Origin of the sequence: uncultured Henriciella sp. (assembly GCF_964005855.1) — a bacterium.
Taxonomy (GTDB): domain Bacteria; phylum Pseudomonadota; class Alphaproteobacteria; order Caulobacterales; family Hyphomonadaceae; genus Henriciella.
On sequence record NZ_CAXFSW010000003.1, the window covers coordinates 99,481 to 124,818 of the forward strand.

The window sequence follows — 25,338 nt, forward strand, 5'->3', positions numbered from 1 at the left end:
GAGATGATTGCGGCTTTGGCGAGGCCGCGGCCCCTAGCTTACTGAATTGTCAGACAGGTTAGGAGCCGGATCGGCGAACGCAAACTCCGGTGACAGGGAGACGCGGACGGTTTCTCCGCGCGCGGGGCAATAGGGTCCGATGGCAAGCGCGTGGACGCTTGTCTCGTCTGAAAGCTTCAGTTCAATTTCCATGAGGGAAGAGGTGCGCTGCGCCTTGATGACCTCCAGCGCCGTCTCACCGGCCGCATCGAGGCGGACGGCTTCGGGGCGCAGGCAATAGGCCTCTGCCTCGGGCAGCTTTGCCAGCCAGGCGGGGGGCAGGACATCGCGCCGCACAGAGCGCAGCGGGCCAAGGGCGCGCGCGACTGCCATGCTGGCGGGGTTGAGGTAGAGCGCCTCGGGGGTGTCTTCCTGCAGGATCACCCCGTCTTTCATGACCGCGATCCGGTCGGCATCCCGCATGGCCTCGGAGGCGTCATGGCTGACTAGCAGGGCTGGAATGCCTGCCTCGGTGACAGCCGCCAGCGCGATCCGGCGTACTTCCGATTTCAGTGTCACATCGAGGCCCGAAAAGGGCTCATCCATCAGGATCGCGACAGGCCGCGCGGCCAGCGCGCGCGCAATGGAGACGCGTTGCTGTTCGCCGCCAGAAAGTTCATGCGGAAACGCCTTGGCCCGGTGCGCAAGGCCAAGCCGCTCCAGCCAGTGGCTGGCGGTTTCGCGGCGCTTCTTGCGGGTCTCGCCGGTCAGGCCAAAGCCGACATTGTCGATGGCGTTGAGGTGCGGGAACAGCGCGAAATCCTGAAAGATCAGGCCGATACGGCGTTCTTCGGCAGGCACATGTTTCGACAGCGAGGAGACGAGGGTATCGCCGTGGCGGATTTCCCCGGCATCGACGGGCTCCAGCCCTGCAAACAGGCGCAGCAGCGTCGATTTGCCGGCGCCCGACTGGCCGAGAAGCGCGGTGATCTTGCCCGGCTGCAACGTCAGCGAGGCATCATCGACGACCGCGCGGCCGTCATAGCGGCGTGTCACGCCGCGCGCATGAATTGGTAGAAGATTGCTCATCCAGCCGCTCTCGATTGTCCCGCACGCGTCAGCTGCAGGGACAGAAGAATTACTGGGCCAAGGCCCGCTGCGGTGATCAATAGAGAAGGCAGGGTCGCTGCTGCAAGCCTTTCATCTGAGGCATAGGCGAAAGCCTGCACCGCCAGCGTGTCCCAGTTGAACGGACGCAGCATAAGTGTGGCTGGAAGCTCCTTCAGCGTCTCGACAAAAAGGATGATCGCGGCGGCCGAGGCCCCTGACATCGCAACCGGAAGATCCACGCGCGCCAGGCGCTGCAGGCGGCTCGCGCCGAGGCTGCGCGCCGCATTGCCGAGGCTTGCCGGCGCCTTGGAGAACGCCGCGTTCAGCGGCTCGGCACCTGCGGCTGTAAAGCGGCTTGCATAGATCCAGACAAGGAAGACCAGCGCGGCCGGCCCGGCAACCGACATGCCGGTCCAGGACAGGATGAAAAGCGCGCCGAGCGCCAGCACGATACCCGGTGCGGCATAGCCGGCCCCGGCTGTGAACCGGCCGATATACTGGCTGAACCGGTTCTGACGCGCGCCGATGACAATGGCGAGAGCGAGGATGAAGGCAGCTGCCGCGCCTGCCAGCGCGAGAATCAAGGAGTTGAAGAATGGCCGGGCAATCTGCCCCTGGCCAAGGCCGGTCTCGGCGCTCACCCAGACAAGCCGCGCCACAGGAATGATGAAGCTCAGCGTCAGGACGAGGGCGCAGCCGAGGGCGACCGACCAGCCGGCAAGTGAGCCCAGCTTCTGGCGGCGCGGTGTGCGCCAGCGTGTGGCGGTCTGCTGGATACTGCCTCGCCCGCGCGAAATCCGCTCGATGAACTGCAGGCCAAAAGCGATGAGGATGAGCAGAAATGCCAGCCGTGCGGCGACCGCAGGCTCGCTGAAACTATGCCATGCGCGGAAGATGCCGACACTGAGGGTCTGGACGCCAAGATAGCTTGCCGCGCCATAGTCGGCCGCTGTCTCCATCAGCGCGAGTGCAAGCCCCGCAAAGATGGCCGGCCGGGCTGCGGGCAGGGCAACCTGAAGGAAGATCCTGCGCGGCGAGGCGCCAAGGCTGCGCGCGGCCTCCATGGTGCAGAGCGACAGGTTCGCAAAGGCCGCGCGCGCCGTCAGATAGGCATAGGGAAAGAGCGCGCAGGCCATGACAAAAGAGAGGCCCGGAATGGAATAGACGGTCGGAAACCAGTAATCGCGCGCCGACAGCCCGGTCACGTCCCGAAGCAGCGACTGCAGCGGTCCGCCGACATCGGCAAAGTCCGCCCAGGCATAGGCGATGACATAGCCGGGCGCCGCCAGCGGCAGGATAAGCGCCCACTCGAAAAAGCCCCGGCCCGGAAACTCGTTCAGGCTGACAAACCAGGCAGCAGGCACGGCGAACAGCACGATGATGAGCGCGGTCATCGCGATCACACCCAGCGTCGTCAGCGTGTAGCCGAGGAGCTGGGTGGAAACGATATGCGACCATGCCTCGCCGCCCCCGCCGACAAGGCCGGTAAAGATGGCAATCGCCACCGGCGCGCCGACCAGCACGGCAGCCGCCAGTGTGATCAGCGCCACCGGGTTGAGGCGCGGCAGATGGAGGGATGGGGCCTGAAGCGTCTGCATGGAGGGGAAGGCTAGTTCCAGCCGGCCTCATCATAGATGCGCTGGGCTTCCGCCTGACGCTCGCCAAACGTGTCGAGCGGCGTTTCGCTGTCTTCAAAATCCGGAATGGCATCCAGACCGTCAGGCCAGCTCACCCCCTCGATGACCGGAATTTCCTTGGTCTCATCGACAAGAAGGCGCTGACCTTGTGGGGTGAGAAGGAATTCGATGAATTCAATCGCGGCATCGCGATTCTTGGCGTTCTTGGCGAGCGCCACCCCGGTGATGTTTACATGGATGCCTTCGCCCTCGCCAAAGGTCGGGAAGATGATCTCGGTCGCTTCGGCGGCTTCACGGTCGGAACTGGCGCTGCTTTCCAGCATGCGGACCCAGTAATAATGATTGGTGATCGCCACAGAGCAGAGACCGGCGGCCACGCCCTCAATCTGGTTGGTATCGCCGCCCTGCGGTGAGCGCGCCATGTTCGCCACGACACCATCGGCCCATTCCTGCGCCTTTTCCGGCCCCCAGGTCTCCACCATCTCCGCCATCAGCGATAGATTGTAGATATTGGTCGAGGAGCGCACGCAAATTTCACCTTCCAGCGAGGGATCGGCGAGATCCTGCCACTGGTCTACCTGGTCGGGATTTATCCGCTCGGGATCATAGGCGACGCCGCGTATACGCCGGGCAAGGCCAACCCACTGGCCGGCCGGCTCGATCAGACGCTCCTGAAGAACCCCTTCGAACTCGCCATCCGGCAGGGTCTGCGTCAGCCCTGCATCCTCAAACCGCCAGAGCGCCCCCGCATCCGACGCGATGATCAGGTCTGCCGGGCTGTTTTCGCCCTCGGCCTTCATGGTTTCGAGAAGCTGATTTGCCCCCGCTTCACGATAGAGCACGCGGATGCCGGTCTTCTCTTCGAAGGCCTCATACATGAACTTGTCGGAATCATAGTGGCGCGCCGAATAGATGCGCAGCGTGCCGTTGCTGCCGGGCTCTGCCGCCGCATCGTTCGTCTCCGTCGCGCTCTCCTGATTGGCAGCAGAATTGTCCTCGCTCATCGCGGCCGTGTCTTCGCCGCCAGAGCACGCAACAAGCAGGGCCGCCAGGCCGACACTTGCATATTTTCCGATCGTCAGTTTCATGGCCCCGCTAAATCACAAATGAGAAGCAATCGCAACTAGCTCACTGAGCTCTGACGCCCTTACGTCAATCTGTCGCGCCCTTTCTGATTTCATAGAGTTGAGAAGAGCGGCCAGCCCTGCCTAAGAAGCTTGAATGACGGCGCAGACATCACGAGCCCAGACCATCGCGGTCGCCGGTGCAGGCCTTATCGGTCTTGCCTGCGCGTTCGAACTCGCCTCGCGCGGTCATGACGTCACGCTTTTCGACCCGGCCCCCCCGCAGAAGTCCACCGGCTGGGCCGCCGCCGGCATGATCGCCCCCGCCTATGAGCTGATGCTGCAGCCCGGCGCGCCGGATCAGGCCTTTGGCGCGTTCTGTTTCGACAGCGCGGCCCTCTGGAAAGAATTCGCAGCGCGCATTGAGGCCGAAACAGGCGTACCGCTGGGCTATTCATCGAAAGCCACGCTTGCGCTCGCCCGCACAGCTGAAGAAGAAGACCGTCTCACCTCGCTGCGAGGCCACCTTGATGAGATGGGGCATCCGGCCAGACCCCTCTCGCCTGCAGCGCTTGAATTCAATTTCGGTCTGGCGCCAGGCCTGCGCGGCGGCTTGCTGCTGGCGCAGGACCATCAGGTCGACAACCGCCGCGTCATCAGCGCGCTGCGTCGGCTGTTTGAGGGGCAGGGCAGGGTGCTCCCACAAGCCGTCTCCACGCGCTATGAGATGGAAGCGCATGCGGGCCAGGCTTTCGAGACGATCATCTGGGCCCGCGGCGCGGCCGAGAGCGGCGTGATGAAACAGGTCAAGGGACAGGCCATCGCCCTCTCGCCGGTCGCCGGGCTGCCCCGTAATGTCCTGCGGTTCGGTCCCCGCTACATCGTGCCCAAGGCGGACCGCCTCATTGTCGGCGCGACCAGCGAACCAGACTATTCCGGTGCCGGTGTAGATCCGGCCGTCGCCCGCACGCTGTTTGAAGAGGCCGCCGCCGTCCTTCCCGCGCTGAGGCAGGCCGATCTTGTCGAGCACTGGGCTGGCCTGCGCCCGCAGGCAGACGGCCACCGGCCCCTGGTCGGCCGCTGCGGCGAGACTGAATTCATCGCGACCGCGCACTACCGGAACGGGGTGCTGCTGGCGCCTGCGACGGCGCGGCTGATTGCCGATCAGGTCGAGGGCCTTACTTTGCCGGACACGTATACGCAGTTCGCGCCACGGCAGGTGCCCGGCGAGAGCGCGTGACACTGGTTTCAGGCGCCGCGCCGTGATTAGAAAGGCCGGTTCGAGGAGGAAAAAACATGCATTCCATCGGTGAGATGACGGAAGACCAGCTTGCCATCAAGGACGCCGTCGAGAAGACGGCGAGCCAGTTCGGCGAAGACTATTGGGCAAAGACCGACGAGACCGGCGACTGGCCTGAAGAATTCTGCGATGCCATGGCGGCTGGCGGCTGGCTCGGCGTTGCCTTTCCCGAAGAATATGGCGGCGCGGGCCTCGGCCTCACCGAAGCGGCCATTGTCATGCAGGCCGTGACGCGCTCTGGCGCCGGCTTCTCGGGCGCCTCGGCCATCCACCTCAATATTTTCGGTCCCAAGCCGCTGGAAAAATTCGGCACGACCGAACAGAAGCAGGAAAACCTGCCCCGCATCATCTCCGGTGAGGAGAAGATGTGTTTTGCCGTGACAGAGCCCAATTCGGGCCTCGACACCTCCAGTCTGGAGACGAAGGCAGAGCGCACCAATTCCGGCTATACGATCAATGGCCGCAAGATCTGGACGACCGGCGCCCAGCGCGCCGACAAGATCCTCATCATTGCCCGCACAACGCCCAAGGATAAGGCCTCCAAACCCTATCTCGGCCTGTCGCTTTTCTATACCGATTTCAATCGTGACAAGATCGACGCCAAGCCGATCCCGAAGATGGGGCGCAAGGCCGTCGAGAGTAACATGCTCTATATCGATGGCCTCGAAGTACCCAAGGAGCATCTGATCGGTGAAGAAGGGCAGGGCTTCAAATACCTCATTCAGGGCCTCAATCCGGAACGCGTTCTCTTCGCTGTCGAATCGATCGGTCTCGGCTTCGCGGCGCTGGAACGTGCGACCACCTATGCCAAGGAACGCGTCGTCTTCGGCCGGCCCATCGGCCAGAATCAGGGCATCCAGCACCCGCTCGCCATGCGCTGGGCAGAGCTGAAAGCCGCTGAACTTCTCGCCTACAAGGCCGCCGGTCTTTACGATCAGGGTGTCGACTGCGGCGCTGAGGCAAACGCGGCCAAGCTGCTTGGCACCGAAGCCGGCTTCAAGGCGTGCGAGACCTCGGTGCTCAGCCATGGCGGCATGGGCTATGCCAAGGAGTATCATGTCGAGCGCTACATGCGCGAAGCCATGCTCGCCCGCATTGCGCCGGTCAGCCGTGAGATGATCCTGAACTTCATCTCCGAACGCGTGCTCGGCCTGCCGAAAAGCTACTGATCTTTCTTCAGCGGCCTGCGCATGATCGTGCCTGAGAAATTCAGGCACGCCTTGCCGTCGCCTGTGATTAGCCCGCGCACAAAGGTGAGGTTGCGGCCAGAGCGCAGCACCTCGCCGCGCGCCTCGATATAGGCGCCTTCGGCCGGGCCGGAGAGGAATTCGGAATTGAAGGCGACGGTGACGCCATATTCGCCCTCAAGCTGTTCATGGGCGATGGCGAACAGGGAAAAGTCGGCGAAGGCCATCAGGCAGCCGCCATGCACGACGCCGCCCTTGTTCATATGCTTGCGTGCGGCGCGGAAGGCGGCCACGGGGCCCTTCTCATCGACACGGAAATAGAACGGACCTGCCGTATCGTGCTCGAACGGCTCATCCGGCCAGGTTGACCAGCCCTTGAACTCACCGCTTTCGCACACTTCGCCTGCAACCATGTTTTCCTCCGTCTCTTTTCCCCCTCCTAAACACTGGCGTGCGCTGCTGCCAAGGGACACGCCCCTTGCCCTTCGACAGATTGCCCCTCAAAGCATATGTTGAACAGGAAACCGGACGGGAGAAGAAACATGGCCTTTGACGCCGAAATCCGCCAGGCGCTGATCGATCAGGTGCGCCGCTTCGTGAATGAGAAATGCATCCCGATTGAGGGCCAGGTCGCAGAGACCGATGAAGTCCCACAGGATGTCGTGGATGAGATGAAACAGCTTGGCCTGTTCGGTCTGGCTGTGCCGGAAGAATATGGCGGTCTCGGCCTCGACATGGAGACCGAATGCCTCGTCGCGCTGGAGCTTGGCCGCACATCGCCGGCCTTCCGCTCAGTCGCCGGCACGAATATCGGTATCGGCAGCCAGGCGCTCGTCCTCTTCGGTACAGAGGAGCAGAAACAGAAATGGCTGCCGGGCATCGCGGCGGGGGAGTATATTTCCAGCTTCGCCCTGACAGAGCCGGAAGCCGGGTCCGACGCAGCCAGCCTGCGCACCAAGGCGATCCGCGACGGCGATCATTACGTTCTCAACGGCGCCAAACGTTACATCACCAATGCCAACAAGGCGCAGGTCTTCACCGTCATGGCGCGGACAGACCCGGACACGCCCGGCGCCAAGGGCGTCTCTGCGTTCATCGTTGATCGCGACACGCCCGGCATCACGGTCGGCAAGCCGGAAAAGAAGATGGGCCAGCAGGGCGCACATGCCTGCGACGTCATCTTTGAAGACGTGAAGGTCCCTGCTGAGAACATGATCGGCAAGGAGGGCGAGGGCTTCAAGGTCGCGATGAGCGTGCTGGACAAGGGCCGCCTTCACATTTCCGCCGTGTCGACGGGCGCCTCCGAGCGCCTGATCAAGGAAATGGTCAATTATGCGATGGAGCGTGAGCAGTTCGGCAAGCCGATTGCCCAGCATCAGCTCATCCAGGCGATGATGGCCGACAGCCAGGCCGAAACCTATGCCGCCCGCTCGATGATCCTCGACGCGGCCCGCCGCCGCGATGCCGGGGAGAACGTCACCATGCTGGCCTCCTCGACCAAGCTCTTTGCCTGTGAGGCAACGGGGCGGGTCGCTGACCGCGCCGTGCAGGTGTTCGGCGGGGCAGGCTACATCACCGATTACGGTATTGAGCGCTTCTACCGCGATGTGCGCCTCTTCCGTCTCTATGAGGGCACCTCGCAGATCCAGCAGATCGTGATCGCGCGCGAACTCATGAAGGCGGCCAAGGCCGACCAGCTCTAGATTTTCAAAGACAAGGCCGTCGCCCGGCCAAAGAGGATTGAAACGCATATGACACCAAATGAAGACGGGATCCAAGCGTCCGATGTCGGGCTCAATGAAGAGCGGCTGAACCGGATTCCGGAATTCTTCGCCGACAACTATCTCGACACCGGCAAGCTGCCCTGTATGGCGACGCTCGTCTCCCGTAACGGGCAGATCGTGCATGAAGCCTATCGCGGGCGGGATGAACTTGGCGGCGGAGATCCGATCGGGCCGGACACGATCTTCCGCATCTATTCCATGACCAAGCCGATCACGTCGGTTGCCGCAATGATGCTGTTTGAGGAATCGAAGCTGCGGCTCGATCATCCCGTGCATCACTACATCCCGGAATTTGCGGATACGGAGATGTGGGTCAAAGGCACGCTGGACAATTATGAGACCCGCAAGCCGCTGCGGCCGATGGAGGTGCGTGACCTCTTCACGCACACTTCGGGCCTCACCTATGGCTTCCTCATGCAGCATGAGGTCGATGCCCTCTACCGGCGTGAGAAAATCGGCCGCCCCGACGAAACGCTGGAAGAAATGTGCAAGCGTCTGGCAAAGCTGCCGCTTCTCTTCTCACCGGGGACGCGCTGGAATTACAGCCATTCGACGGATGTCCTCGGCCGCATCGTTGAAGTTGCCTCCGGGCAGTCTCTGGATCAGTTCTTCCGTGAACGGATATTCGGTCCGCTGAATATGGTGGATACCGATTTCTTTGTGCCGGAGGAAAAGCTCCCGCGCCTGATGGCCTGCTATTCGCGCGATCCTGAGACGGGAAAGGTTTCGCAAAGCGATGGCAAGGGCGCGGAGTCGAAGGCGTATCGCGCCCAGCCGCCGCTTCTCAATGCTGGCGGCGGTCTGGTCTCGACGCTGCGGGACTATCATAATTTCTGTCTGATGCTGCTGCATGGCGGCGCGCTCAACGGCACACGCCTGCTCAGTCCCAAGACGGTTGAGTTCATGCGGCTCAACCATCTGCCGGAAAACCGCACCATCCGCCAGATGGGCGACAAGACCTTTTCCGAGGCGCGGATGGAAGGCAATGGCTTCGGCCTTGGCGGCAGCACGATCGTCAACGTCGCCGATACGATTCAGCCGGGCTCTGTCGGCACGTTCAGCTGGGGCGGACTCGCCAACACCTTCTTCTGGATCGACTATGAGGAAGAGATGATTGCCATCCAGGCGACACAGATGATCCCGTCCGGCTGTTATCCGCTGCGCCCGCAATTCCAGCAGCTCGCCTATGCCGCGATAGAATGGTGAGCGAGGAAGACGCCAGACGCCGGCAGAAGGCCAGCCTGGATGAGCTGATCCTTGAGCTCACGGAGGAACGCGGCGCAGACAAGACGGTCTGCCCGTCCGAAGTGGCCCGCGCCAAGCGGAAAGAGAACTGGCAGCAGCTGATGGGCGAAATCCGTGTCCGCGCGGTCAAGCTCGCCGATGCCGGTCAAATTGCGATCTACAGAAAGGGAAAGCCGGTAGACCCCCATGATTTCAAGGGTGTCTACCGGCTCGGTCTTCCGGATACGGAATAGGCTGGCCTAGACCTTCTTGAAGTCAGCCGGGCGCTTCTCGAGGAAGGCCTTCACGCCTTCGGCAAAGTCCGGCGAGCGGCCAGCCGTGCGCTGGGCAAAACGCTCTGCCTGCAGCTGGTTGTCGAAGTCATTGTCTTCCGCCTGCCAGACAAGATCGCGGATCAGCGACAGCGCGGTCGTCGGTCCGTCGGCCAGTTTCTTCGCGTAGGCTTTTGCTTCATCCAGCAGCTGGTCATCGGCCACGACGCGGTTGACGAGGCCCCAGTCCAGAGCTTGCGCGGCTGGGATCTTCTCACCGAACAGCGTCATTTCCATCGCGCGGGCCCGGCCGATCGCGCGGGTCAGCAGATAGGTCGATCCGCCATCCGGCACCAGGCCGATGCGGCGGAATGCCTGAAGGAAATAGGCGCTTTCGGCGGCCACAATGAAATCACCCGCCAGAGCGATGGAGCAGCCGACACCTGCCGCAGCGCCATTCACCGCAGTGATGACCGGATGCGGATGGGTCCGGATCGCCTTGATAAACGGATTGTAGAGCCGGTCGAGCTCACGGCCTGCATCGGGTTTGCGCTCGGATTTGCCGCCGCCCATATTGCCCGACAAATTCGCGCCGGAGCAGAAGCCCCGGCCATTGCCGGTGATGATCGTGCAGCGGGCTTCATCGCCTGCCTTTTCGAGCGCGAGGCTCATCTCATCCACCGTGTCGACCCCGGCAGCATTCATGGTCTTCGGATCGTTGAACGCGATGATCGCGATATCGTCCTGGACCTCGTAGGTGATCTTCTGAAAGCTCATCGCAGCTCTTCCTCTTGTTAGATTTGACGCCGACTGTAGCGCGCTCTCAGGGGCTCCAAAACCGTGACGCCGGGGCAATCTTTGGAAAGACGCGCAATTCCAGTACACTGAAGCCAAAGCTGGAAATCAGGAGCAGGCTATCATGGCACTAGAAGGCGGCGCAGGCGAACTCGGAACGATCCTCGCAAAACAGAAAGCCGCGCATCTGCGCGACGGCATCCCGTCGGTCGAAAAGCGGATCGACTGGCTCGACCGCTCGATTGACCTCCTCGCCACGCATGGCGACGCCCTCAATGAGGCGATGCGCGAGGATTTCGGACACCGCTCCAAGGATCAGTCGAACTTCACAGACATTGCAGGCTCCATCGGCGCGCTGAAGCACGCGAAAAAGCATGTGAAGAAATGGATGAAGCCGGAGAAGCGCTCCACTGATTTCCCGCTCGGCCTGTTCGGCGCCAAGGCCCGCATCCACTATCAGCCAAAGGGCGTGATTGGCGTGATCAGTCCCTGGAACTTCCCGGTCAATCTCACCTTCACCCCGCTGGCAGGCGTCTTTGCGGCCGGCAACCGCACCATGATCAAGCCGTCGGAATTCACCGAGCAGACGTCTGAGCTGATGAAGAAGCTCTTCGCTGAATATTATTCCGAAGAGGAAGTCGCCGTCGTCACCGGCGGGCCGGATGTGGGCGCGGCCTTCTCCAAGCTCGCCTTTGATCACCTTCTCTTCACCGGCGCGACCTCGATTGCTTATCACGTCATGCGTGCTGCCGCGGACAATCTCGTCCCCCTGACGCTGGAGCTTGGCGGCAAGTCGCCCGTCATCCTTGGCGAATCGGCAGACCTCGAAAAGGCGGCCAACCGCATCATGGCCGGCAAGACACTGAACGCGGGCCAGATCTGTCTCGCGCCGGATTACGCCTTTGTGCCCAGGGACAAGACGAAGGACTTCATCCAGGCGGCCACCAAGTCGGTCGAAACCATGTTCCCGAGCGGCGTGAAGGACAATGACGACTATACCTCCGTCATCAATCAGCGCCATTTTGAACGCCTCAATGGTTATCTGGACGACGCGCGTGCGAAGGGCGCCGAGGTGATCGACCTTAACCCCAAGGACGAAGACCTTAGCCAGCAGCCCCATCACAAGATCGCGCCCACCATCATCGTCGACCCGACCGACGACATGAAGGTCATGCAGGATGAGATTTTCGGCCCCATCCTGCCTATCAAATCCTATGGCTCCACCCAGGAGGCCGTCGACTATATCAACGCCCACCCCCGCCCGCTCGGTCTCTATTATTTCGGCCAGGACGCCGATGAGCGTGAGCATGTGCTCAACAACACGACCTCTGGCGGCGTCACCGTCAACGACGTCATTTTCCATGTCGCTCAGGAAGACCTGCCGTTTGGCGGTGTCGGCCCGTCCGGCATGGGCAGCTATCACGGCGTCGATGGCTTCCGCGAATTCAGCCACCGCAAATCGGTCTACACCCAGGTCGGCGCCGACCTCATGGCTGTTGCCCGTCCACCCTATGGCGAAAAATACCGCAAGCTCGTCTCAGGCCGCCTGAAGAAATAGAGGCGGTCGGAAACTTGTTAACCCGCGCCCTGGTTTCAGGGCGCGGGCTGTCCAGCACCGATATGCCTGTCGACAAAACGCGAAAACGCTTTCAACGCAGCGAGCCGCGTTTCGCTCTCCGATAGCCAGTGGTCTCCCTTGTCGAGGATGATCAGCTCCACCGCCTTGTCTGCAGTCTCTAGCGCCTGTGTCATACGCCTGCTTTGGGAGGGCGGCACTGTAAGATCCTCATCTCCGTGAATGAGAAGGAGAGGCGCGTCGATGGAATCCAGATTACCCATAGGCGAAGCTGCCTCAAGAACGTGCCGGTCAGTCGAGCCTATAAGTCGTTGCCAACCCGCATTTATCTGATCATCCAAATAACGGTTCTGATAGTCCTGAAGCAGTGTGGCGAGATTGGTCACAGCGCCATAAGAGGCCGCACACGCAAAAAGGTCGGGGTAAGCAGCCACACTCATGAGTGCGGTGAAGCCGCCATCCGATAGCCCGACGGCGCAAATGCGTTCTGGATCGGCGATGCCGTCAGCAACCATGGCCCGGACGCCCGCTTCGATATCCTCAAGCTGGACCTGCCGGCTGTCTTCGTCCTCCTCGGATATGTAAGCGCCGCCGAAGATGCTCTTGCCGCGCATGCTTGGCTGCATGACTACATAGCCGCGGCTGGCGAAGAACTGGCCGAGCCAGTTGAAATCCTGATGGTCCGTAGCAAGGACGCTTACAAACGGCTGCACGATCATTGGCAGTTTTAGACCTGCCTCAAGGGGTTTGCCGGGCGGCAGTGTCAAGGTCGCAGAGAGCTGTGTTCCGTCTGCCGCCGGGTAGTTTACAGTGTAGACGCGCCCCACCGCCTCTGCAGGAATGTCCTCACGCACTGAGGCCAGCCTGAGCGCTTTTCCCGTCTCGCTGTCGTAAAGCATCAGATAATCCACCTGAGTGCCATCAAAGACGCGATAGAGAACGCGCGTTCGGTCCTCTGACCAGGAGGAGATGAGTATCGTTGCACCGGGAAGATTTGTCCGCACTGTCCCGTAGTTCTCGCCTAGCGTGTCATCGACAAAACGATAGGTCGGTGAAGCGCCCGCATATTGGAAAGCCAGCGCGTGTCGGTTTTTGTCTGTCAGGATATGGTCAATATCGCCTGGCAGACCGCGTTCGATACTTCCGTCAAATCGAATGACCGACAGATCACCGTAGCTGCCTGCCCTTTCCAGATAATCACGGAAGTAAAGACCGTCCCCATTCTCGGTAACGGCCTCCGTTAGCAGCGGATATTCCACAGCGCCGCGTTCGGAATAGAAGCTCTTCCATTTTCCATTCTGATGAACTTCCAGCGCGAAGTCGTGGGTCTTGAAGTCGTATTTCTCACGAACGAGCGGACTGCCTGAACGGTCGACATACCACTCCTGTGTGTCGAATTCTCCAGTCCCATGCGTGAAGCCACGCCCGGAATCCGGGTCGGCGCGCAGCAGGTTGCGCCGTATCGCGCCGCCCTTGTTGCCGACATAGGCGGGGATAAGCAGCTGCCCATTATCGAGACGTCCGACAATATCCCCAAGATCAAGCTGATAGGGAAGTATGCGATCTTCACGAGACAGAAGACCGATCGTCCTCTCGGTCTTGAGACTCAGCGCGATGACCGCGTCCAGTTCAGCGCGCCGGTTCCAGGACCGCTTTGGCCCCGCCGCCGCTGACGCGAAAAGAAGGACGTGGTCACTGTCACCAAATTCAATGTTTCTGGTCTCAAGATGACTTGCGTCAAATCTGTGTGTGTAGGTTCTGTTTGCCAAATCGTAGACTTGGACTTCCCGTCCGTCCCCGATTTGTTTGAGAAATGCGACCTTTGTTCCGTCCGGCGAGATCTCCGCATCAATCACGCTTGGTAGGCGTCCGTACGTCTCAACCGGCGGCTGAATTCTTTGTGCGTGGCTCGCATATGCGATGCTTGCTGCAGCAAGCACTGACATCATCAGTTTACAGATCAACGCCCTCAAGCCCCTCAAGTTAACGTGCCCTGAGGTCGCTTTCCTAGGTCCCCTCTTGCTGGCTTGCAACAGGAAACCTTAGGTGGAGGGAAACTTTTATCGCTTCAGGAAATCCGGAACGTCATTGCCGAAACCGCGCACGCCGTCGGCGGCGGGCTGGAGGTCGTCCTTGCGGGACTTGCCCTTTGAGCCGGAGCGGCGGCCGGATTTCGGTTTGCTCTCATCCTGATTGCCGCGTGACGGCTTCGGCTTGGACTCCGGCTTGGTGTCATCCTTCGTCTTCGCCTTTGCCGGCGCTTCGCTCTTCTTGTCGGAGGTGTCTTCGACGCTCTCATTCCGGCTGCGTGAGCGGCCGCCGCGTGAGCGTCCCCCACTGCGTCCATCGCTGTCACGGCCTGAGTTGCTGCGGCCACGGCCCCGGCCGCGTCCACGCCCGCCTGTGTCTTCCGGAAGGTTTTCGATCTCCTCGGCCAGACCCGGAATCTCGAGGTCCTTGACCTCCTGATCGATGAGTTTCAGCACGCCTTCCCAGGACTTCTCGTCCTCTGGCGTGACGATGGTCACACTCTCGCCTTCGCGTCCGGCGCGGCCCGTGCGGCCGATGCGGTGGACATAGTCCTCATCCTTGGGAGGCGGGGCATAGTTGAAGACGTGGGACACGGCCGGCACATCCAGACCGCGCGCGGCCACATCTGACGCCACCAGAAGTTTCAAATCACCGTCGCGGAACCGGTCCAGCGTCTGTGTCCGGTAGGCCTGCGGCAGATCGCCATGAATGGCGGCGGCATCGAAGCCGTGTTTGTTTAGCGATTTGACCACGATATCGACATTGCGTTTCCGGTTACAGAAGACGATGCCGTTCTTCACATCGCGCGCTTCGATGATGCGGCGCAGCGCGGTCCGCTTGGCTTTGTCGTCATTGCGCGACAGCTTGACCACATATTGCGTGATCGTCTCGGCCGTCTGCGCCTGACGGGCAACCTCGATCTTCATCGGGTCCTTCTGGAAGCGCTGGGCGAGCTTGTTGATCTCCGGCGGCATGGTCGCAGAGAAAAGCAGCGTCTGGCGGCGCGGCGGCAGCAGGGCGCAAATCTTCTCGATGTCCGGAATGAAGCCCATGTCGAGCATCCGGTCGGCTTCGTCGATGACGAGGATTTCAACGCCGGTCAGCAGGATCTTGCCGCGCTCGAACTGGTCGATCAGGCGGCCGGGCGTCGCGATCAGCACGTCGACACCGCGCATCAGCTTCTGTTCCTGCTCCTTGAACGAAACGCCGCCAATCAGCAGCGCCATTTCAAGCTTCAGATTCTTGCCATACTTCTCGAAATTCTCTGCCACCTGCGCGGCGAGCTCACGCGTCGGCGCGAGGATCAGCGTGCGCGGCATGCGCGCTCTGGCGCGCCCGCGCTCCAGCCGGTGGATCATCGGCAGAACGAAGGCCGCCGTCTTGCCGGTGCCGGTCTGGGCAATGCCGGTCACGTCGCCGCCCAGCAGGACCTGCGGAATCGCCTTTGCCTGGATCGGCGTCGGCGTGTCATAGCCGGCTTCTTCAATGGATTGCAGGATTTTCGGACCCAGCCCAAGTGCGGCAAAGGTCGTTTTCGGAATGTCGTTTTCTGTATCGGTCAAATTGGTCTCTTTCGGGAGGATGGTAAAATACGCTCGGTGAAGAGCCGTCCGTATGACGGCTATGGACCGGGCGCTTTTCCATGCCCGGAAGAACATATGGCGCCGCCATAGCCGAATTTCCGCAGTTGCGAAAGGGTCTGGCTGCCGCGCATAAGAAATGGCCCGCCTTCTGAGGAAGACGGGCCATCCAATACTGTGGATCGAACCGGAAACTAGCTCGCGTCGGCGAGGTTCTGGTTCACGAAGTCCCAATTGATCAGATTGTCCAGAAAGGCCTGCATGTAGTCAGGACGCGCATTCTGGTAATCGAGGTAATAGGCGTGCTCCCAGACATCCATGGTCAGGAGCGGGGTCGCGCCGTCCTCGGTGACAGGCGTTTCGGCGTTCGGCGTCTTGCGGATACCGAGCTTGCCGTCTTTCAGGACAAGCCAAGCCCAGCCGGAGCCGAACTGCCCGCCGCCAGCTGCCTTGAACTCTTTGGCAAAGTCCTCATAGGAGCCGAAATCCTCGTCGATCTTCTTGGCGATCGTGCCGCTCGGCTTGCCGCCGCCGCCCGGCTTCATGGAATGCCAGTAGAAGGTGTGGTTCCAGACCTGCGCGGCATTGTTGAAAAGGCCCGCCTTGGAATCGTCGCCGGACGCATCCTTGATGATCTTTTCCAGCGGCGCATCGGCGTGCGGCGTGTCCTTGATCAGGCCGTTGAGGTTGTCGACATATTTCTGATGGTGCTTGCCATAATGGTAGTTCAGCGTCTCTTCAGAGATATGCGGGGACAGTGCGTCACGGGAATAGGGAAGGGGGGGAAGTTCAAATGCCATTGGGTCACTCCTTGCTGTACTGCCAGCTTTATTCTGGCTTCTCGCAACAGATATGGTTGAGATGACGATGAGTTCCACCCCGCCCGGCCCTGAAATCTGGGCAAATATCGACCGAAGGCTGCGCACAGGCGACGAAGACCGCTGGCTTTCCTCGCGCTATGCGCCATTGCCGGCGCGTCATCATCTCGTCGCGTTTTATGGCTTTTGCTGGGAGCTGGCGCGCGTCAGATTGATCGTGACAGAGCCGGCTCTGGGCGCGATCCGGTTTCAGTGGTGGCGTGACGCGCTGGACGAACTTGCCGCAGGCCAGCCGCCCCGCGCCCATGATGTTGTGGCCGCCGTCGCAGAACTTCTCGAAAAAACAGACGTCACGGCAGAAAAGCTGCAATCGGTCGTCGATGCGTACGAAAACGCCTTCGAAGACGGGGACCGAAGCCTCGAACCCGAAGCGCAGATCGCATCGCTTGCCGTCCAGATCGTGCATCCGGACACATCCGCGAACGAGATCATAGCCACGCTTGCCCCTGTCTTTGCCGCCCGGCGCCGGGGCGAAGCGGTTACGGAAAGCCCGGCCCCGCATCGTGTGGAGCCCACGATCAGGCCTGCCCTTGCCCATTTCCGCCTGCGCAAGCTCTACAGGCGCGCCGTCCCGCCGGGCCCGCTCGCCAAACGCCTCTGCGTCCTGCGGGCTGTGATGTCAGGCCGCATCTGAGACGGCCGCCGCCCAGATCGCGCCGGTCCGCTGCCTGAACGCGCCCTTGTCCTCACAGAAGAGCCGCTCGCCGAGCGACAATGCCTCGTCGGCGATTATTGTCATGCGTGTATGGCAAAGTCCGGCGAGGAGTTCATACGTCTCATCTTCTTCACCAAGATGGTCACGCGCGGTCTCTGTCAGCACGGCCATGTCATGATGATCGCCCAGAAGGCTGGACAGCGCATGGGCCTGATCGGCATAGGCACCAAGCACATCGGGCCAGGCTTTTCGCATCAGTCGCAGGTGGTACCAGTGGTATTTCGTCCGCTTGCGCCAGTCATGAAACGCGTCTGCCTCTCCTGACCCGGCGGCCGCTTCCATCGTTTTCACAGCGCGTTTGTAGGTCTTGGCCGCCCCTTTAGAGATCGCCTCGGCGCCATTGCCGTCCAGCGTCCAGCTTTCCACCCGGTCCAGCGCCTCGCGAAAGACAAGCCGCATATCGGCGAGCTTTTCTTCCACTTCCGTCTCGTCCAGCCTGGCGTGCGCCGCCTCCAGCCTCGTCCGCAGCGGGCGAAGGGCCGCTTTTTTCAGCTCGGCATCAAAATGCGCTTCAAGCTCATCAAGGGTTTCAAGGACGGCCGTGCGGTCGCGTACACCGGACAGGGTCCGGGCCGCATCGCGAAAGCAGGTATTCTCTGCCTTGTAGGCCCCGAAAGCTGGCCGGACGAGGCGCAGCAGGCCGCGCATCTTCTTGCACCGCTTGCGGACCTGATGGACCTTTTCGGCCTGCACAAGCTCCTCGTCGCGCAATTCGTCCAGTCCGGATTCGATCTGGCTGCGGCCGATACGTTTCAGCCCGTCTTCAGCGCTTTCCTCGCCGGGCCTGAAGGAGAATGCCATCGTCCATGTCCTCATTGTCTGCTTGCTGAATCAAGCCGCCGGACCGCGTCAGGGTTCCAGAGCCGCCCGGCTGGCCGCCCCCCGCCTGAAACGAAATATCCAAAACAGCTCAGCTGCCTGCGGCGCTGTCACACATGGGCAGCGGGCCCCAAAAGGCGCAACAGACGGCCTCGCGAGCAAAAGACTGAAGGCCTGATGACGTCATCGAATGAAGCCAGCCCGACCCTCGGCGCCGCACTGGTGCGGGGGCTGAAACTGCGTTGTCCGAAGTGCGGGCAGGGCAGGCTGCTCGCCGGTTACCTGCAGCCCGTGGACGACTGCGAGACGTGTGGCCTGCCAATCGGCGAGATCCGCGCAGATGACGGCCCGCCCTGGCTAACGCTTCTCGTGGTCGGCCACCTTCTTGCCCCGTTTCTGGCGCTTCTCTTCATGAGCGATGCCTTGCCGCTCTGGCTCAGCACCGCGCTCATGTGCGTGCTGGCGGTGGGTCTGTGTCTCGCCCTTCTGCCGCGCTCCAAGGGTGTCTTCATCGCGGCCATCTGGAAGCTTGGGGCGTCCCATACCAGCGATGACGACACCGTGCCCGACTAGTCGTCGAAACCGAGGAAGGTCGCTGCCTCGTCAACGGACTTGCGGTGGGAAACCACGGAATTTGCCGGGAAATCATCGTCTGGCCAACCCATGGCGATACAGGTCTGGATAACCTGATCGTCCGGGATTCTCGCATGCTCGCGCACAACCGGGCTCTGCATGATGCCCTGGCTGTTGATGACGCAGCCAAGCCCCTTCGACCAGGCCGTATTGACGATACAGTTGACCACGCCGCCACAGTCGAACGGCGCGATGTCGCTGCCCTGGATCGACTTGTCATAGGTCACCACGATGGAAACCGGCGCGTCGAACTGGCGAAAGCCGCGCAGCACCCAGTCCATGCGCGCTTCCTTGTCGTGGCGCTCGATGCCCATCACAGCGAAGAGCTGTTTGGCGATCTCGATCTGGCGTTCGCGGTGAACCCCCTCATAGCCGGGCCCCATGCGGAACTCGCGGCTGTCCGGCACGCCGGCGACATTGCGTTCCACATTTCCCTCGCGGATCTTGTCCAGCACCTCGCCAGAGACGACATAGAAATTCCAGGGCTGGGTATTCAGCGAGGTAGGCGCCCGCATGGCGATCTCCAGCACCTCGCGCACTAGCGCCTTCGGGACGGGTTTCTTCTTGTAGCCCCGGATGCTGCGGCGCTCGCGAACGACGGTCTCGTAATCCATGTTCTAACTCTCCCTCTCACCGGAATCGGCTCTGTGTCTGGCGCGCAAGCTAGATCGCTGCCGCTGCGGCAGCCAAGAGAACGCTTTCCGGAACCCGGTGCCGCTTCGCAGGCTTTCTACTCTGTATGGTGACAGCAGGGGATAGAATTGGCTGATTTTCTTTCTGTGTTTGCAACGCCCGAAGCCTGGGCAGCTCTCGCAACGCTGATCGTGCTGGAGATTGTTCTCGGCATAGACAATCTCGTCTTCATCTCCATCCTCACCAACAAGCTCCCGGAAAAGCAGCGTCCTGCGGCCCGGCGCATCGGTATCGGCCTTGCGCTTGTTCTCCGCCTTGTCCTCCTTGCCGGGATCGCCTGGATCGTTGGTTTGACGGCGCCTGTCATCGACCTCGGCATCTCCGGACCGCCCGGGGAACATGGCGAGGTGACGTTCGAGACAGCTTTCTCTTGGCGCGACATCATTCTTATCGCAGGCGGGCTTTTCCTTGTCTGGAAAGCCACGACAGAGATTCACCACAATATCGATCCTGAGCCGAGCGAGACAGTCTTCAGCGGCGGCAAGGCCGGGCTGGGTTTCACCAGCGCCATTGTGCAGATCATCCTGCTCGACATGGTTTTCTCGATCGACTCCATCCTGACCGCTGTCGGGATGACCGATCACCTGCCGATCATGGTGGTGGCTGTCGTTGTGGCGGTGCTTGTCATGCTGCTGTCGGCCGGCCCGCTGGCACGCTTCATCAATGCCAATCCCACCGTCGTGATGCTGGCGCTCGCCTTCCTGCTGATGATCGGCATGGTGCTCATCGCGGACGGCTTCGGCGTCCATGTGCCCAAGGGCTATATCTATGCGGCCATGGCTTTCTCGGTCTTTGTCGAGGTGCTGAACCTGATCGCCCGCAAGAAACGCCCGGCTGGTGAGGCCCATGCCACAGGCCACGGCGCAGATCAGGGCTGATGCGCGGTCGCGTCGCACTATCGCGAACGGCGTGATGTCGCCAGATAAGGGCCATGTCAAAGCAGCCCATCATCCGCGGACTCAAGCGCCGTTGCCCAACCTGCGGCGAAGGCAGGCTCTTCTCGCGTTATCTCGTCTTTCGTGATGAGTGTGAGGTCTGTGGGCAAGACTTCAGGTCCGCCGATACCGCCGATGGCCCGGCCTTCTTCGTCGGCTTCCTGATCATGATCTTTTTCGCGCCATTCTACTTCATCCTGCCGATGCTGGAGATGGCGATCTGGCTCAAACTTCTGCTCTTCGTGGTCCTGATTGGCGCCATGATCGGCGCTGCGCTTGCGCTGCTGCCCCCGTTCAAGGCGACGCTGTTCAATCTGCAGCTCGCCAACAAGGCTGAAGAGGCCCAGTGGCAGAGCACCGGCAAGCACGGCAAAGCCCCGAAAAACTGGAAAGGCTAGGCGGCAGGTTTTTTCCCGATTTGTCTTGCCCGGCGCTGCGGCTCACGCTCTAAATCATGCTGGGACGTATACAGTATACCGGGGACACACCAATGAAATCGCTCAATTTCCTGCTCGCCGCAGCTGCGGCAGCGACTTTGCCTTGTCTGACTATCGCTCAGACCAGCCCGCAACAGGATCCGCAGCTCTCTGTCTTCCTGACCACCAGCTATGGTCTCGAAGTCGACGATGAATGTCAGGTCTTCTCGCATCTTCAGCGCGAAGCCGTTTCTCAGCTGAACTCGGCCATGCTCGGCGTGCTGAGATCGCGTTATAATCCGGACGGGGTGGCCGCTGAGGAGGCACGGGTAAGGGGCGTTGCGGCAGAGCAGTGGCAGGGGTGTCTGTCGCGCGACGCCAATGAAGACAAATGGGACCTCGTTGCGCAGGCCCAGGTGTATGGCGACAGCGTTCTCGCGTCGCCCGGCGCCATGTCAGATGCCATTGCCTCCTGCGCGGTTGGCCCGGATGGCGCAAGTCTCACGCGGTCTGAAATGACGGCGATCCGTCAGGAGGTTCTGGCGCGCTATGAAAGCCTGAAATACCGCCCGCAGCTTGAAGAGATGAGCGCGAACATGGCGGAAGGGATGGAGGCGCAATGCGCGGCGAACGGTTACTCGCCCGATCTTGAGCCTGCCTATGCCTGGAAGAGCCGGAAGACGCTGGAAGAGAAAACGGCCGCAGGTGAGAAGACGAGTATCGCCGAATTCGGACCATGGACATCCTATCGCTATTTCGCTTTCGAGGATTTCGATGAATTCCCGGTCTCGGCCTATCGCACGCCGGTCGGAGGTACTGGCCGGCTGGTCGGTGTGCCGCTGACCACGGAAGGCGCGCTTGGGGCTCAAGGAAAGCTCTACGCCCATGATGACGGCACGCTGTCGGTCGACTTGTCGGGGGCGGCCGATGCCGTTGAGATCCGCGCCGACGGGATGGAGCCGGTGGAGATGGAGGTGGCCGTGCGCTCTGGCGGCAACAACTTCATGGCAGAGGGCGCGTTCGTTCTCGACCAGGCCCGCACGCGTGATCTGCTGGCGCTGGCGCCGGAAGCCGAACTTCGCATTGTCTATCGGCCGGGCGGTCGCGAGACATTGCGCCAGTTCCAGAACTTCGCCGACCGTGAGGGTGTCCTGCCGGTCGGGCGGCTGAAAGCTGCCATTGCCTGGGCCAGCGCACCTCAACCGGAATAGGGAAGGGTGCGCTACCAGCGTTTACGCGGTGGGCCCAGCATGTCGCGGAACGCTTCGAACGTACCGCGTGCGATCTGTGTCGCGGTGGGTTTGCGGCTTCTGGCGTGGCGCACGAAGTGGACGCAGTTCGAGCCGGTGAGGTGATAGTCGCCGCCAAGGCGCTTTTGCGCGCGCTCAAGGGCGAGGTAGTCGCTTCCCTCGCGCCAGCCATGATTGCGCACCGGGCGTCCATTCGCGAACGCTTCCAGCGTCTGGTTGATCACGCCGCCGCCGGCGCGGCTGTTGGAAATGACACGGCCGCCATAGGTGACAATGCCATAATGGCGGAACACGCCCCCGAAACGGACGGAGACGACATCGCCGGGGCTGTAATCATGCGCGTTTCTCATCGAAAAACGATATGTCGCTTTTCGAGAACCGTCAAGCTCGCAGGCGATGGCCTCTCAAAACACCGCCCAGACACCGTCCATGCACCGCCGGTGCACCGTGATTTCTGACAGAATCCGCCCGATATTCCGGTCGCACAGTATCTGGGCATCCCCGCCGGAAAGTCTGCCTAGAATCCCTTGAGCTCGGCGAACTCATCGACATCCGCGCGCTCGGCGCGAAGCTGGTTCACCGGATGGTCTGGATCGGGGTAGCCGACAGACATGCCGCAATAGACCATCTCTGTCTCGCCAAGCCCGAAATGCTGTTTCAGCGTCGGCCGCAGGATGCCCCAGCACTCCTGAAAACAGCTGCCCCAGCCGCGCTCTTCGGCCAGCAGGGCGAGGGTCTGCATGAACATGCCGGTATGGGCCCACTGGCCGTGACCCATACGCTCATCAATCACGAAAAAGACACCCAGCGGCGCATCGAAGAACCGGAAATTGCGCGAAAACCATTGAATTCGCTGGGCTTTGTCGTCGCGCGGAATGCCCAGCTTCTCATACATCATCTCCCCGACACGGAAGCGGCGCGCATTGTGCGGCTCCCAGAGATCGGCCGGGTAGATCGGCCGGTCGGTCGGCTCGCCGCGCGGATTTCCAGCGAGCTTTTTCTGCGCAAGATCAATCACGGCCTGCTTTTCCTCGCCCGCGACGGCGATCACCCGCCAGGGCTGGAGGTTGCCGCCGGACGGCGCGCGCTGCGCGGCGGTCAGCCAGTCGCGAACCTCATCGGCTGAAATCTTCTTGTCGAGAAAGGCGCGCGTCGAAATGCGCTGGTCCACGGCCTGCGATACGTCCATCTTGGGTCTCCATTAGGGCTTTCAAAATCACACTTAGGAAACCGACGCCGGGGAAGGGAAGCCCCTTTCGAGCAAGGTGCGGGCCTCAGCCGCAGTGTTCGGCGCAAACTGATCGTGCTAACGGCCCTGTCCCATGCGCAAGCCCAAGATACTGACCACGATAAAGGACTATTCCTGGTCGATTTTTCTGTCCGACCTGATGGCCGGTGCCACCGTTGCCATGGTCGCAATGCCGCTCAGCCTCGCCATTGCCATCGCCTCGGGCGCAGACCCCGCCAAAGGGCTGGTGACGGCCATCGTCGGGGGCTTCATGATTTCGCTGCTCGGCGGTTCGCGCGTGCAGATCGGCGGGCCGACAGGGGCGTTCATCGTTGTGGTCTTCGGGGTCATTGCCGACCATGGCTATGACGGCCTGGTCCTTGCGACCTTCATGGCGGGGCTCATCCTGCTGGTGGCCGGCTGGTTCAGGGCAGGGCGCCTCATCGCCTTCATTCCGGAAGCTGTCGTGAACGGCTTTACCATCGGCATCGCAATCATCATCGCGACCAGCCAGATCAGCGACTTCTTCGGGCTGACGGTATCCAATGTGCCGGCTGACTTCATCGAAAAGCTGCCTGTACTCTGGGAGGCGCGGGAAACGGCGAGCCTCGCCGCCCTCGCTATCGCCCTTGTGACCCTTGTCCTGATCATCGTGCTGCGCAAGGCGGCTCCGAAATATCCCGGTCTGATCGTGGCGGTCGGGCTTGGGTCGGCAGCTGTCGCGTTCATGAACTTGCCCGTAGACACGCTCTATTCGCGGTTTGGTGCACTGCCCAACCATCTGCCCATGCCGCACTTGCCAGAGATAAGCTGGGGCCGGCTGGTCGAGCTTCTGCCCTCTGCCATTATCATCGCCTTCCTGGCAGGCGTGGAATCACTTCTTTCGGCCATGGTTGCAGACCGGATGATCGGCGGTCACCACCGCCCGAATGCAGAGCTGACGGCACAGGGCGCTGCGAACCTTGCTTCATCGCTGTTTGGCGGCCTGCCCGCGACAGGCGCCATCGCCCGGACGGCTACCAATGTGCGCGCAGGCGGCAAGACACCGGTCGCCGGCATTGTGCATGCGCTGGTGATCCTCCTGATCATGCTGGTTGCAGCACCGCTGGCGGGCTATCTCGCCATGCCGGCGCTGGCCGCCCTTCTGGCAATGACGGCGTGGAATATGAGTGAGCCGCACAAATGGGGAGAATATGTCCGCGCCGGCAAGAGTGATCTGGCGCTCATGATGCTGACCATGGTGCTGACAGTGCTGGTGGACCTGACCGTGGCGATTGGTGTGGGCGTGGCGGTCGGGCTTGCCCTGCGTCTCAGCCGCCGCACCGACGAAAGCGACTGGACCCCAAGAGAGCACTAGGCGCCGCCCAAAAAAGAAGGGCGCTCAGCTGGAGCGCCCTTCGCAGGATTGATGAGGGACGAATGGACTAGTCGTCGTCGTCCATATCCATGTCGTCATCGTCATGCATCATGTGATCCATGTCATCGTCGTCATCAATATCCATATCGACGTCGTCCATGTCGTCATCATCGTCGGCTTCCGGATCGTCGTCCTGCCAGATGCGCAGGGCGCTGATGCTGAGTTCGGCGTTCAGGCCTTCAGCATTGAGGATGTAGATGCGCGGATCGCCAGTTGCCGCCATGGCATTGGCGTCGGCTTCAACGACGGTTGCACCGGCAGCGGCGCCCATTTCCCATTCGTCGCCATCCATCAGCTCGTCAAGAGCATCCTGCTCGCGGAAAACGTAGACCATTTCTGACTGGTCGACACCGGCTTGCAGGCCAACGGAGCCTTTGCCGATATAATACTGGCCTTGCGGCTCGCCATCGATGAAGAGGACGCCTTCACCGCCAGCGCCGCCAACGATCAGGTCGGCTTTCCAGACTTCGGGGAAAACGAGGACCCCGGCTGCGCCATCGATATCGGCGCTGCAGGTCTCGGCGACCTCGCGGCAGTGAGCGAGCGTGGCTTTTGCATCGGCAACATGCTCGATCTCGTGGTCGCCGGCCTTGTAGGCGCCATCTTCCTTGTGGTGATCGGCGAAAGCGGGTGCACCTGCCAACAGCATGGTTGCGCCTGCAGCGAGCGTTGAATTTCGCAGAAGTGTTTTGGAAAGTGTCATGGCGTTCTGCCTCCTGAACTTGCGTTCTCTACAAGCCCTTTTGCCTGTAGATGTTGTGGCAGAACAAACCATCACACGCCGGGCGTGTTCCAAGAGTTACGGATTTTTACAG

Annotated in this window: 25 protein-coding genes; 12 read left to right on the forward strand and 13 right to left on the reverse strand. The window is 61.4% G+C overall.

Going from position 1 to position 25,338, the window contains the following annotated elements; genetic code table 11:
• Positions 1–33 precede the first annotated feature (33 nt).
• The 3 genes from ABNU55_RS06480 to ABNU55_RS06490 are packed head-to-tail and all read right to left on the reverse strand — an operon-like array spanning position 34 to position 3,814.
• On the reverse strand, positions 34–1,068 hold the full coding sequence (locus tag ABNU55_RS06480) for an ABC transporter ATP-binding protein (protein WP_290755010.1): 1,035 nt from the start codon (positions 1,066–1,068) through the stop codon (positions 34–36).
• Positions 1,065–2,687 carry an iron ABC transporter permease gene (locus ABNU55_RS06485; protein WP_290758809.1) on the reverse strand — a complete coding sequence of 541 codons (1,623 nt, stop codon included), beginning with the start codon at positions 2,685–2,687 and terminating at the stop codon, positions 1,065–1,067. Before ABNU55_RS06485 ends, ABNU55_RS06480 begins: the two co-directional genes overlap by 4 nt.
• A gap of 11 nt (positions 2,688–2,698) precedes the next feature.
• On the reverse strand, positions 2,699–3,814 hold the full coding sequence (locus ABNU55_RS06490) for an extracellular solute-binding protein (protein ID WP_290752509.1): 1,116 nt from the start codon (positions 3,812–3,814) through the stop codon (positions 2,699–2,701).
• Between the two features lie 133 nt (positions 3,815–3,947).
• On the opposite strand from ABNU55_RS06490, the gene ABNU55_RS06495 reads away from it, so the two are divergent.
• Together ABNU55_RS06495 and ABNU55_RS06500 are read left to right on the forward strand one after the other, a co-directional pair.
• Positions 3,948–5,030, forward strand: a complete 1,083-nt coding sequence (locus ABNU55_RS06495) for an FAD-dependent oxidoreductase (protein ID WP_290752506.1) — start codon at positions 3,948–3,950, stop codon at positions 5,028–5,030.
• A gap of 56 nt (positions 5,031–5,086) precedes the next feature.
• Positions 5,087–6,259 (forward strand): acyl-CoA dehydrogenase family protein, encoded by a 1,173-nt coding sequence (locus ABNU55_RS06500; protein WP_290752504.1) that lies wholly within the window; start codon positions 5,087–5,089, stop codon positions 6,257–6,259.
• On the opposite strand, the gene ABNU55_RS06505 is transcribed toward ABNU55_RS06500, so the two are convergent.
• The gene (locus tag ABNU55_RS06505; RefSeq protein ID WP_290752502.1) at positions 6,253–6,690 is read right to left on the reverse strand and encodes a PaaI family thioesterase; all 438 of its coding nucleotides are present in this window, start codon (positions 6,688–6,690) and stop codon (positions 6,253–6,255) included. The two genes, ABNU55_RS06500 and ABNU55_RS06505, sit on opposite strands and share 7 nt — an antisense overlap.
• Before the next feature lie 129 nt (positions 6,691–6,819).
• On the opposite strand from ABNU55_RS06505, the gene ABNU55_RS06510 reads away from it, so the two are divergent.
• The 3 genes from ABNU55_RS06510 to ABNU55_RS06520 are packed head-to-tail and all read left to right on the forward strand — an operon-like array spanning position 6,820 to position 9,539.
• Positions 6,820–7,980: an acyl-CoA dehydrogenase family protein gene (locus tag ABNU55_RS06510; RefSeq protein WP_290752499.1), complete on the forward strand. Its 1,161-nt coding sequence runs from the start codon at positions 6,820–6,822 to the stop codon at positions 7,978–7,980.
• 48 nt (positions 7,981–8,028) lie between these two features.
• Positions 8,029–9,267, forward strand: a complete 1,239-nt coding sequence (locus ABNU55_RS06515; RefSeq protein ID WP_290752496.1) for a serine hydrolase domain-containing protein — start codon at positions 8,029–8,031, stop codon at positions 9,265–9,267.
• A complete protein-coding gene (locus ABNU55_RS06520) occupies positions 9,261–9,539 on the forward strand; it encodes a DUF3253 domain-containing protein (protein WP_290752492.1) in 279 nt (92 codons plus the stop codon). The genes ABNU55_RS06515 and ABNU55_RS06520 overlap by 7 nt, the downstream gene beginning before the upstream one ends.
• 6 nt (positions 9,540–9,545) lie before the next feature.
• Here the strand turns inward: ABNU55_RS06520 and ABNU55_RS06525 are convergent, their stop codons facing one another.
• Positions 9,546–10,334, reverse strand: coding sequence for an enoyl-CoA hydratase/isomerase (locus ABNU55_RS06525; RefSeq protein WP_290752490.1), 789 nt, complete (start codon positions 10,332–10,334; stop codon positions 9,546–9,548).
• 142 nt (positions 10,335–10,476) lie between these two features.
• On the opposite strand from ABNU55_RS06525, the gene ABNU55_RS06530 reads away from it, so the two are divergent.
• Positions 10,477–11,910 carry a coniferyl aldehyde dehydrogenase gene (locus ABNU55_RS06530; RefSeq protein WP_290752488.1) on the forward strand — a complete coding sequence of 478 codons (1,434 nt, stop codon included), beginning with the start codon at positions 10,477–10,479 and terminating at the stop codon, positions 11,908–11,910.
• A gap of 35 nt (positions 11,911–11,945) precedes the next feature.
• On the opposite strand, the gene ABNU55_RS06535 is transcribed toward ABNU55_RS06530, so the two are convergent.
• The 3 genes from ABNU55_RS06535 to ABNU55_RS06545 all read right to left on the reverse strand — a co-directional run bounded on the left by ABNU55_RS06535 (position 11,946) and on the right by ABNU55_RS06545 (position 16,339).
• Positions 11,946–13,877, reverse strand: coding sequence for a prolyl oligopeptidase family serine peptidase (locus ABNU55_RS06535; protein ID WP_348764275.1), 1,932 nt, complete (start codon positions 13,875–13,877; stop codon positions 11,946–11,948).
• 111 nt (positions 13,878–13,988) lie between these two features.
• Complete coding sequence (locus tag ABNU55_RS06540; RefSeq protein ID WP_290752482.1) at positions 13,989–15,521, reverse strand: DEAD/DEAH box helicase; 1,533 nt, start codon at positions 15,519–15,521, stop codon at positions 13,989–13,991.
• Positions 15,522–15,733: 212 nt separating this feature from the next.
• Positions 15,734–16,339, reverse strand: coding sequence for a superoxide dismutase (locus ABNU55_RS06545; protein ID WP_290752479.1), 606 nt, complete (start codon positions 16,337–16,339; stop codon positions 15,734–15,736).
• Positions 16,340–16,406: 67 nt separating this feature from the next.
• Between ABNU55_RS06545 and ABNU55_RS06550 the strand changes: the two genes are divergently transcribed.
• The gene (locus tag ABNU55_RS06550) at positions 16,407–17,051 is read left to right on the forward strand and encodes a squalene/phytoene synthase family protein (RefSeq protein ID WP_290752476.1); all 645 of its coding nucleotides are present in this window, start codon (positions 16,407–16,409) and stop codon (positions 17,049–17,051) included.
• Here ABNU55_RS06550 and ABNU55_RS06555 read toward each other — a convergent pair.
• Entirely contained in the window at positions 17,037–17,933 is an 897-nt protein-coding gene (locus ABNU55_RS06555; RefSeq protein WP_290752474.1) for a CHAD domain-containing protein, read from the reverse strand. The two genes, ABNU55_RS06550 and ABNU55_RS06555, sit on opposite strands and share 15 nt — an antisense overlap.
• Before the next feature lie 195 nt (positions 17,934–18,128).
• On the opposite strand from ABNU55_RS06555, the gene ABNU55_RS06560 reads away from it, so the two are divergent.
• Complete coding sequence (locus tag ABNU55_RS06560) at positions 18,129–18,524, forward strand: DUF983 domain-containing protein (protein WP_290752471.1); 396 nt, start codon at positions 18,129–18,131, stop codon at positions 18,522–18,524.
• On the opposite strand, the gene ABNU55_RS06565 is transcribed toward ABNU55_RS06560, so the two are convergent.
• Positions 18,521–19,198 carry a nitroreductase gene (locus ABNU55_RS06565; RefSeq protein WP_290752468.1) on the reverse strand — a complete coding sequence of 226 codons (678 nt, stop codon included), beginning with the start codon at positions 19,196–19,198 and terminating at the stop codon, positions 18,521–18,523. The genes ABNU55_RS06560 and ABNU55_RS06565 overlap by 4 nt on opposite strands.
• Positions 19,199–19,345: 147 nt before the next feature.
• Between ABNU55_RS06565 and ABNU55_RS06570 the strand changes: the two genes are divergently transcribed.
• The 3 genes from ABNU55_RS06570 (at position 19,346) to ABNU55_RS06580 (ending at position 21,839) form a co-directional block, all read left to right on the forward strand.
• Positions 19,346–20,155: a TerC family protein gene (locus ABNU55_RS06570; protein ID WP_290752466.1), complete on the forward strand. Its 810-nt coding sequence runs from the start codon at positions 19,346–19,348 to the stop codon at positions 20,153–20,155.
• 53 nt (positions 20,156–20,208) lie between these two features.
• Positions 20,209–20,610, forward strand: a complete 402-nt coding sequence (locus ABNU55_RS06575) for a DUF983 domain-containing protein (protein ID WP_290752464.1) — start codon at positions 20,209–20,211, stop codon at positions 20,608–20,610.
• Between the two features lie 92 nt (positions 20,611–20,702).
• Entirely contained in the window at positions 20,703–21,839 is a 1,137-nt protein-coding gene (locus tag ABNU55_RS06580; RefSeq protein ID WP_290752461.1) for a hypothetical protein, read from the forward strand.
• Between the two features lie 11 nt (positions 21,840–21,850).
• On the opposite strand, the gene ABNU55_RS06585 is transcribed toward ABNU55_RS06580, so the two are convergent.
• Both ABNU55_RS06585 and ABNU55_RS06590 read right to left on the reverse strand, forming a co-directional pair.
• A complete protein-coding gene (locus ABNU55_RS06585; RefSeq protein WP_290752458.1) occupies positions 21,851–22,228 on the reverse strand; it encodes a hypothetical protein in 378 nt (125 codons plus the stop codon).
• Positions 22,229–22,395: 167 nt separating this feature from the next.
• Positions 22,396–23,067, reverse strand: a complete 672-nt coding sequence (locus tag ABNU55_RS06590) for a nitroreductase (protein WP_290752455.1) — start codon at positions 23,065–23,067, stop codon at positions 22,396–22,398.
• Between the two features lie 133 nt (positions 23,068–23,200).
• On the opposite strand from ABNU55_RS06590, the gene ABNU55_RS06595 reads away from it, so the two are divergent.
• Complete coding sequence (locus ABNU55_RS06595) at positions 23,201–24,463, forward strand: SulP family inorganic anion transporter (RefSeq protein ID WP_290752452.1); 1,263 nt, start codon at positions 23,201–23,203, stop codon at positions 24,461–24,463.
• Positions 24,464–24,530: 67 nt separating this feature from the next.
• Here the strand turns inward: ABNU55_RS06595 and ABNU55_RS06600 are convergent, their stop codons facing one another.
• The gene (locus ABNU55_RS06600) at positions 24,531–25,226 is read right to left on the reverse strand and encodes a YSC84-related protein (protein ID WP_290752449.1); all 696 of its coding nucleotides are present in this window, start codon (positions 25,224–25,226) and stop codon (positions 24,531–24,533) included.
• Positions 25,227–25,338 lie beyond the last annotated feature (112 nt).

Excerpts from the sequence above, each read along its gene's own strand:
- ABNU55_RS06480 (WP_290755010.1), bottom strand. The coding sequence starts at position 1,068 with ATGAGCAATCTTCTACCAATTCATGCGCGCGGCGTGACACGCCGCTAT.
- ABNU55_RS06485 (WP_290758809.1), bottom strand. The coding sequence starts at position 2,687 with ATGCAGACGCTTCAGGCCCCATCCCTCCATCTGCCGCGCCTCAACCCG.
- ABNU55_RS06490 (WP_290752509.1), bottom strand. The coding sequence starts at position 3,814 with ATGAAACTGACGATCGGAAAATATGCAAGTGTCGGCCTGGCGGCCCTG.
- ABNU55_RS06495 (WP_290752506.1), top strand. The coding sequence starts at position 3,948 with ATGACGGCGCAGACATCACGAGCCCAGACCATCGCGGTCGCCGGTGCA.
- ABNU55_RS06500 (WP_290752504.1), top strand. The coding sequence starts at position 5,087 with ATGCATTCCATCGGTGAGATGACGGAAGACCAGCTTGCCATCAAGGAC.
- ABNU55_RS06505 (WP_290752502.1), bottom strand. The coding sequence starts at position 6,690 with ATGGTTGCAGGCGAAGTGTGCGAAAGCGGTGAGTTCAAGGGCTGGTCA.
- ABNU55_RS06510 (WP_290752499.1), top strand. The coding sequence starts at position 6,820 with ATGGCCTTTGACGCCGAAATCCGCCAGGCGCTGATCGATCAGGTGCGC.
- ABNU55_RS06515 (WP_290752496.1), top strand. The coding sequence starts at position 8,029 with ATGACACCAAATGAAGACGGGATCCAAGCGTCCGATGTCGGGCTCAAT.
- ABNU55_RS06520 (WP_290752492.1), top strand. The coding sequence starts at position 9,261 with ATGGTGAGCGAGGAAGACGCCAGACGCCGGCAGAAGGCCAGCCTGGAT.
- ABNU55_RS06525 (WP_290752490.1), bottom strand. The coding sequence starts at position 10,334 with ATGAGCTTTCAGAAGATCACCTACGAGGTCCAGGACGATATCGCGATC.
- ABNU55_RS06530 (WP_290752488.1), top strand. The coding sequence starts at position 10,477 with ATGGCACTAGAAGGCGGCGCAGGCGAACTCGGAACGATCCTCGCAAAA.
- ABNU55_RS06535 (WP_348764275.1), bottom strand. The coding sequence starts at position 13,877 with ATGATGTCAGTGCTTGCTGCAGCAAGCATCGCATATGCGAGCCACGCA.
- ABNU55_RS06545 (WP_290752479.1), bottom strand. The coding sequence starts at position 16,339 with ATGGCATTTGAACTTCCCCCCCTTCCCTATTCCCGTGACGCACTGTCC.
- ABNU55_RS06550 (WP_290752476.1), top strand. The coding sequence starts at position 16,407 with ATGAGTTCCACCCCGCCCGGCCCTGAAATCTGGGCAAATATCGACCGA.
- ABNU55_RS06555 (WP_290752474.1), bottom strand. The coding sequence starts at position 17,933 with ATGGCATTCTCCTTCAGGCCCGGCGAGGAAAGCGCTGAAGACGGGCTG.
- ABNU55_RS06560 (WP_290752471.1), top strand. The coding sequence starts at position 18,129 with ATGACGTCATCGAATGAAGCCAGCCCGACCCTCGGCGCCGCACTGGTG.
- ABNU55_RS06565 (WP_290752468.1), bottom strand. The coding sequence starts at position 19,198 with ATGGATTACGAGACCGTCGTTCGCGAGCGCCGCAGCATCCGGGGCTAC.
- ABNU55_RS06575 (WP_290752464.1), top strand. The coding sequence starts at position 20,209 with ATGTCAAAGCAGCCCATCATCCGCGGACTCAAGCGCCGTTGCCCAACC.
- ABNU55_RS06580 (WP_290752461.1), top strand. The coding sequence starts at position 20,703 with ATGAAATCGCTCAATTTCCTGCTCGCCGCAGCTGCGGCAGCGACTTTG.
- ABNU55_RS06585 (WP_290752458.1), bottom strand. The coding sequence starts at position 22,228 with ATGAGAAACGCGCATGATTACAGCCCCGGCGATGTCGTCTCCGTCCGT.
- ABNU55_RS06590 (WP_290752455.1), bottom strand. The coding sequence starts at position 23,067 with ATGGACGTATCGCAGGCCGTGGACCAGCGCATTTCGACGCGCGCCTTT.
- ABNU55_RS06595 (WP_290752452.1), top strand. The coding sequence starts at position 23,201 with ATGCGCAAGCCCAAGATACTGACCACGATAAAGGACTATTCCTGGTCG.
- ABNU55_RS06600 (WP_290752449.1), bottom strand. The coding sequence starts at position 25,226 with ATGACACTTTCCAAAACACTTCTGCGAAATTCAACGCTCGCTGCAGGC.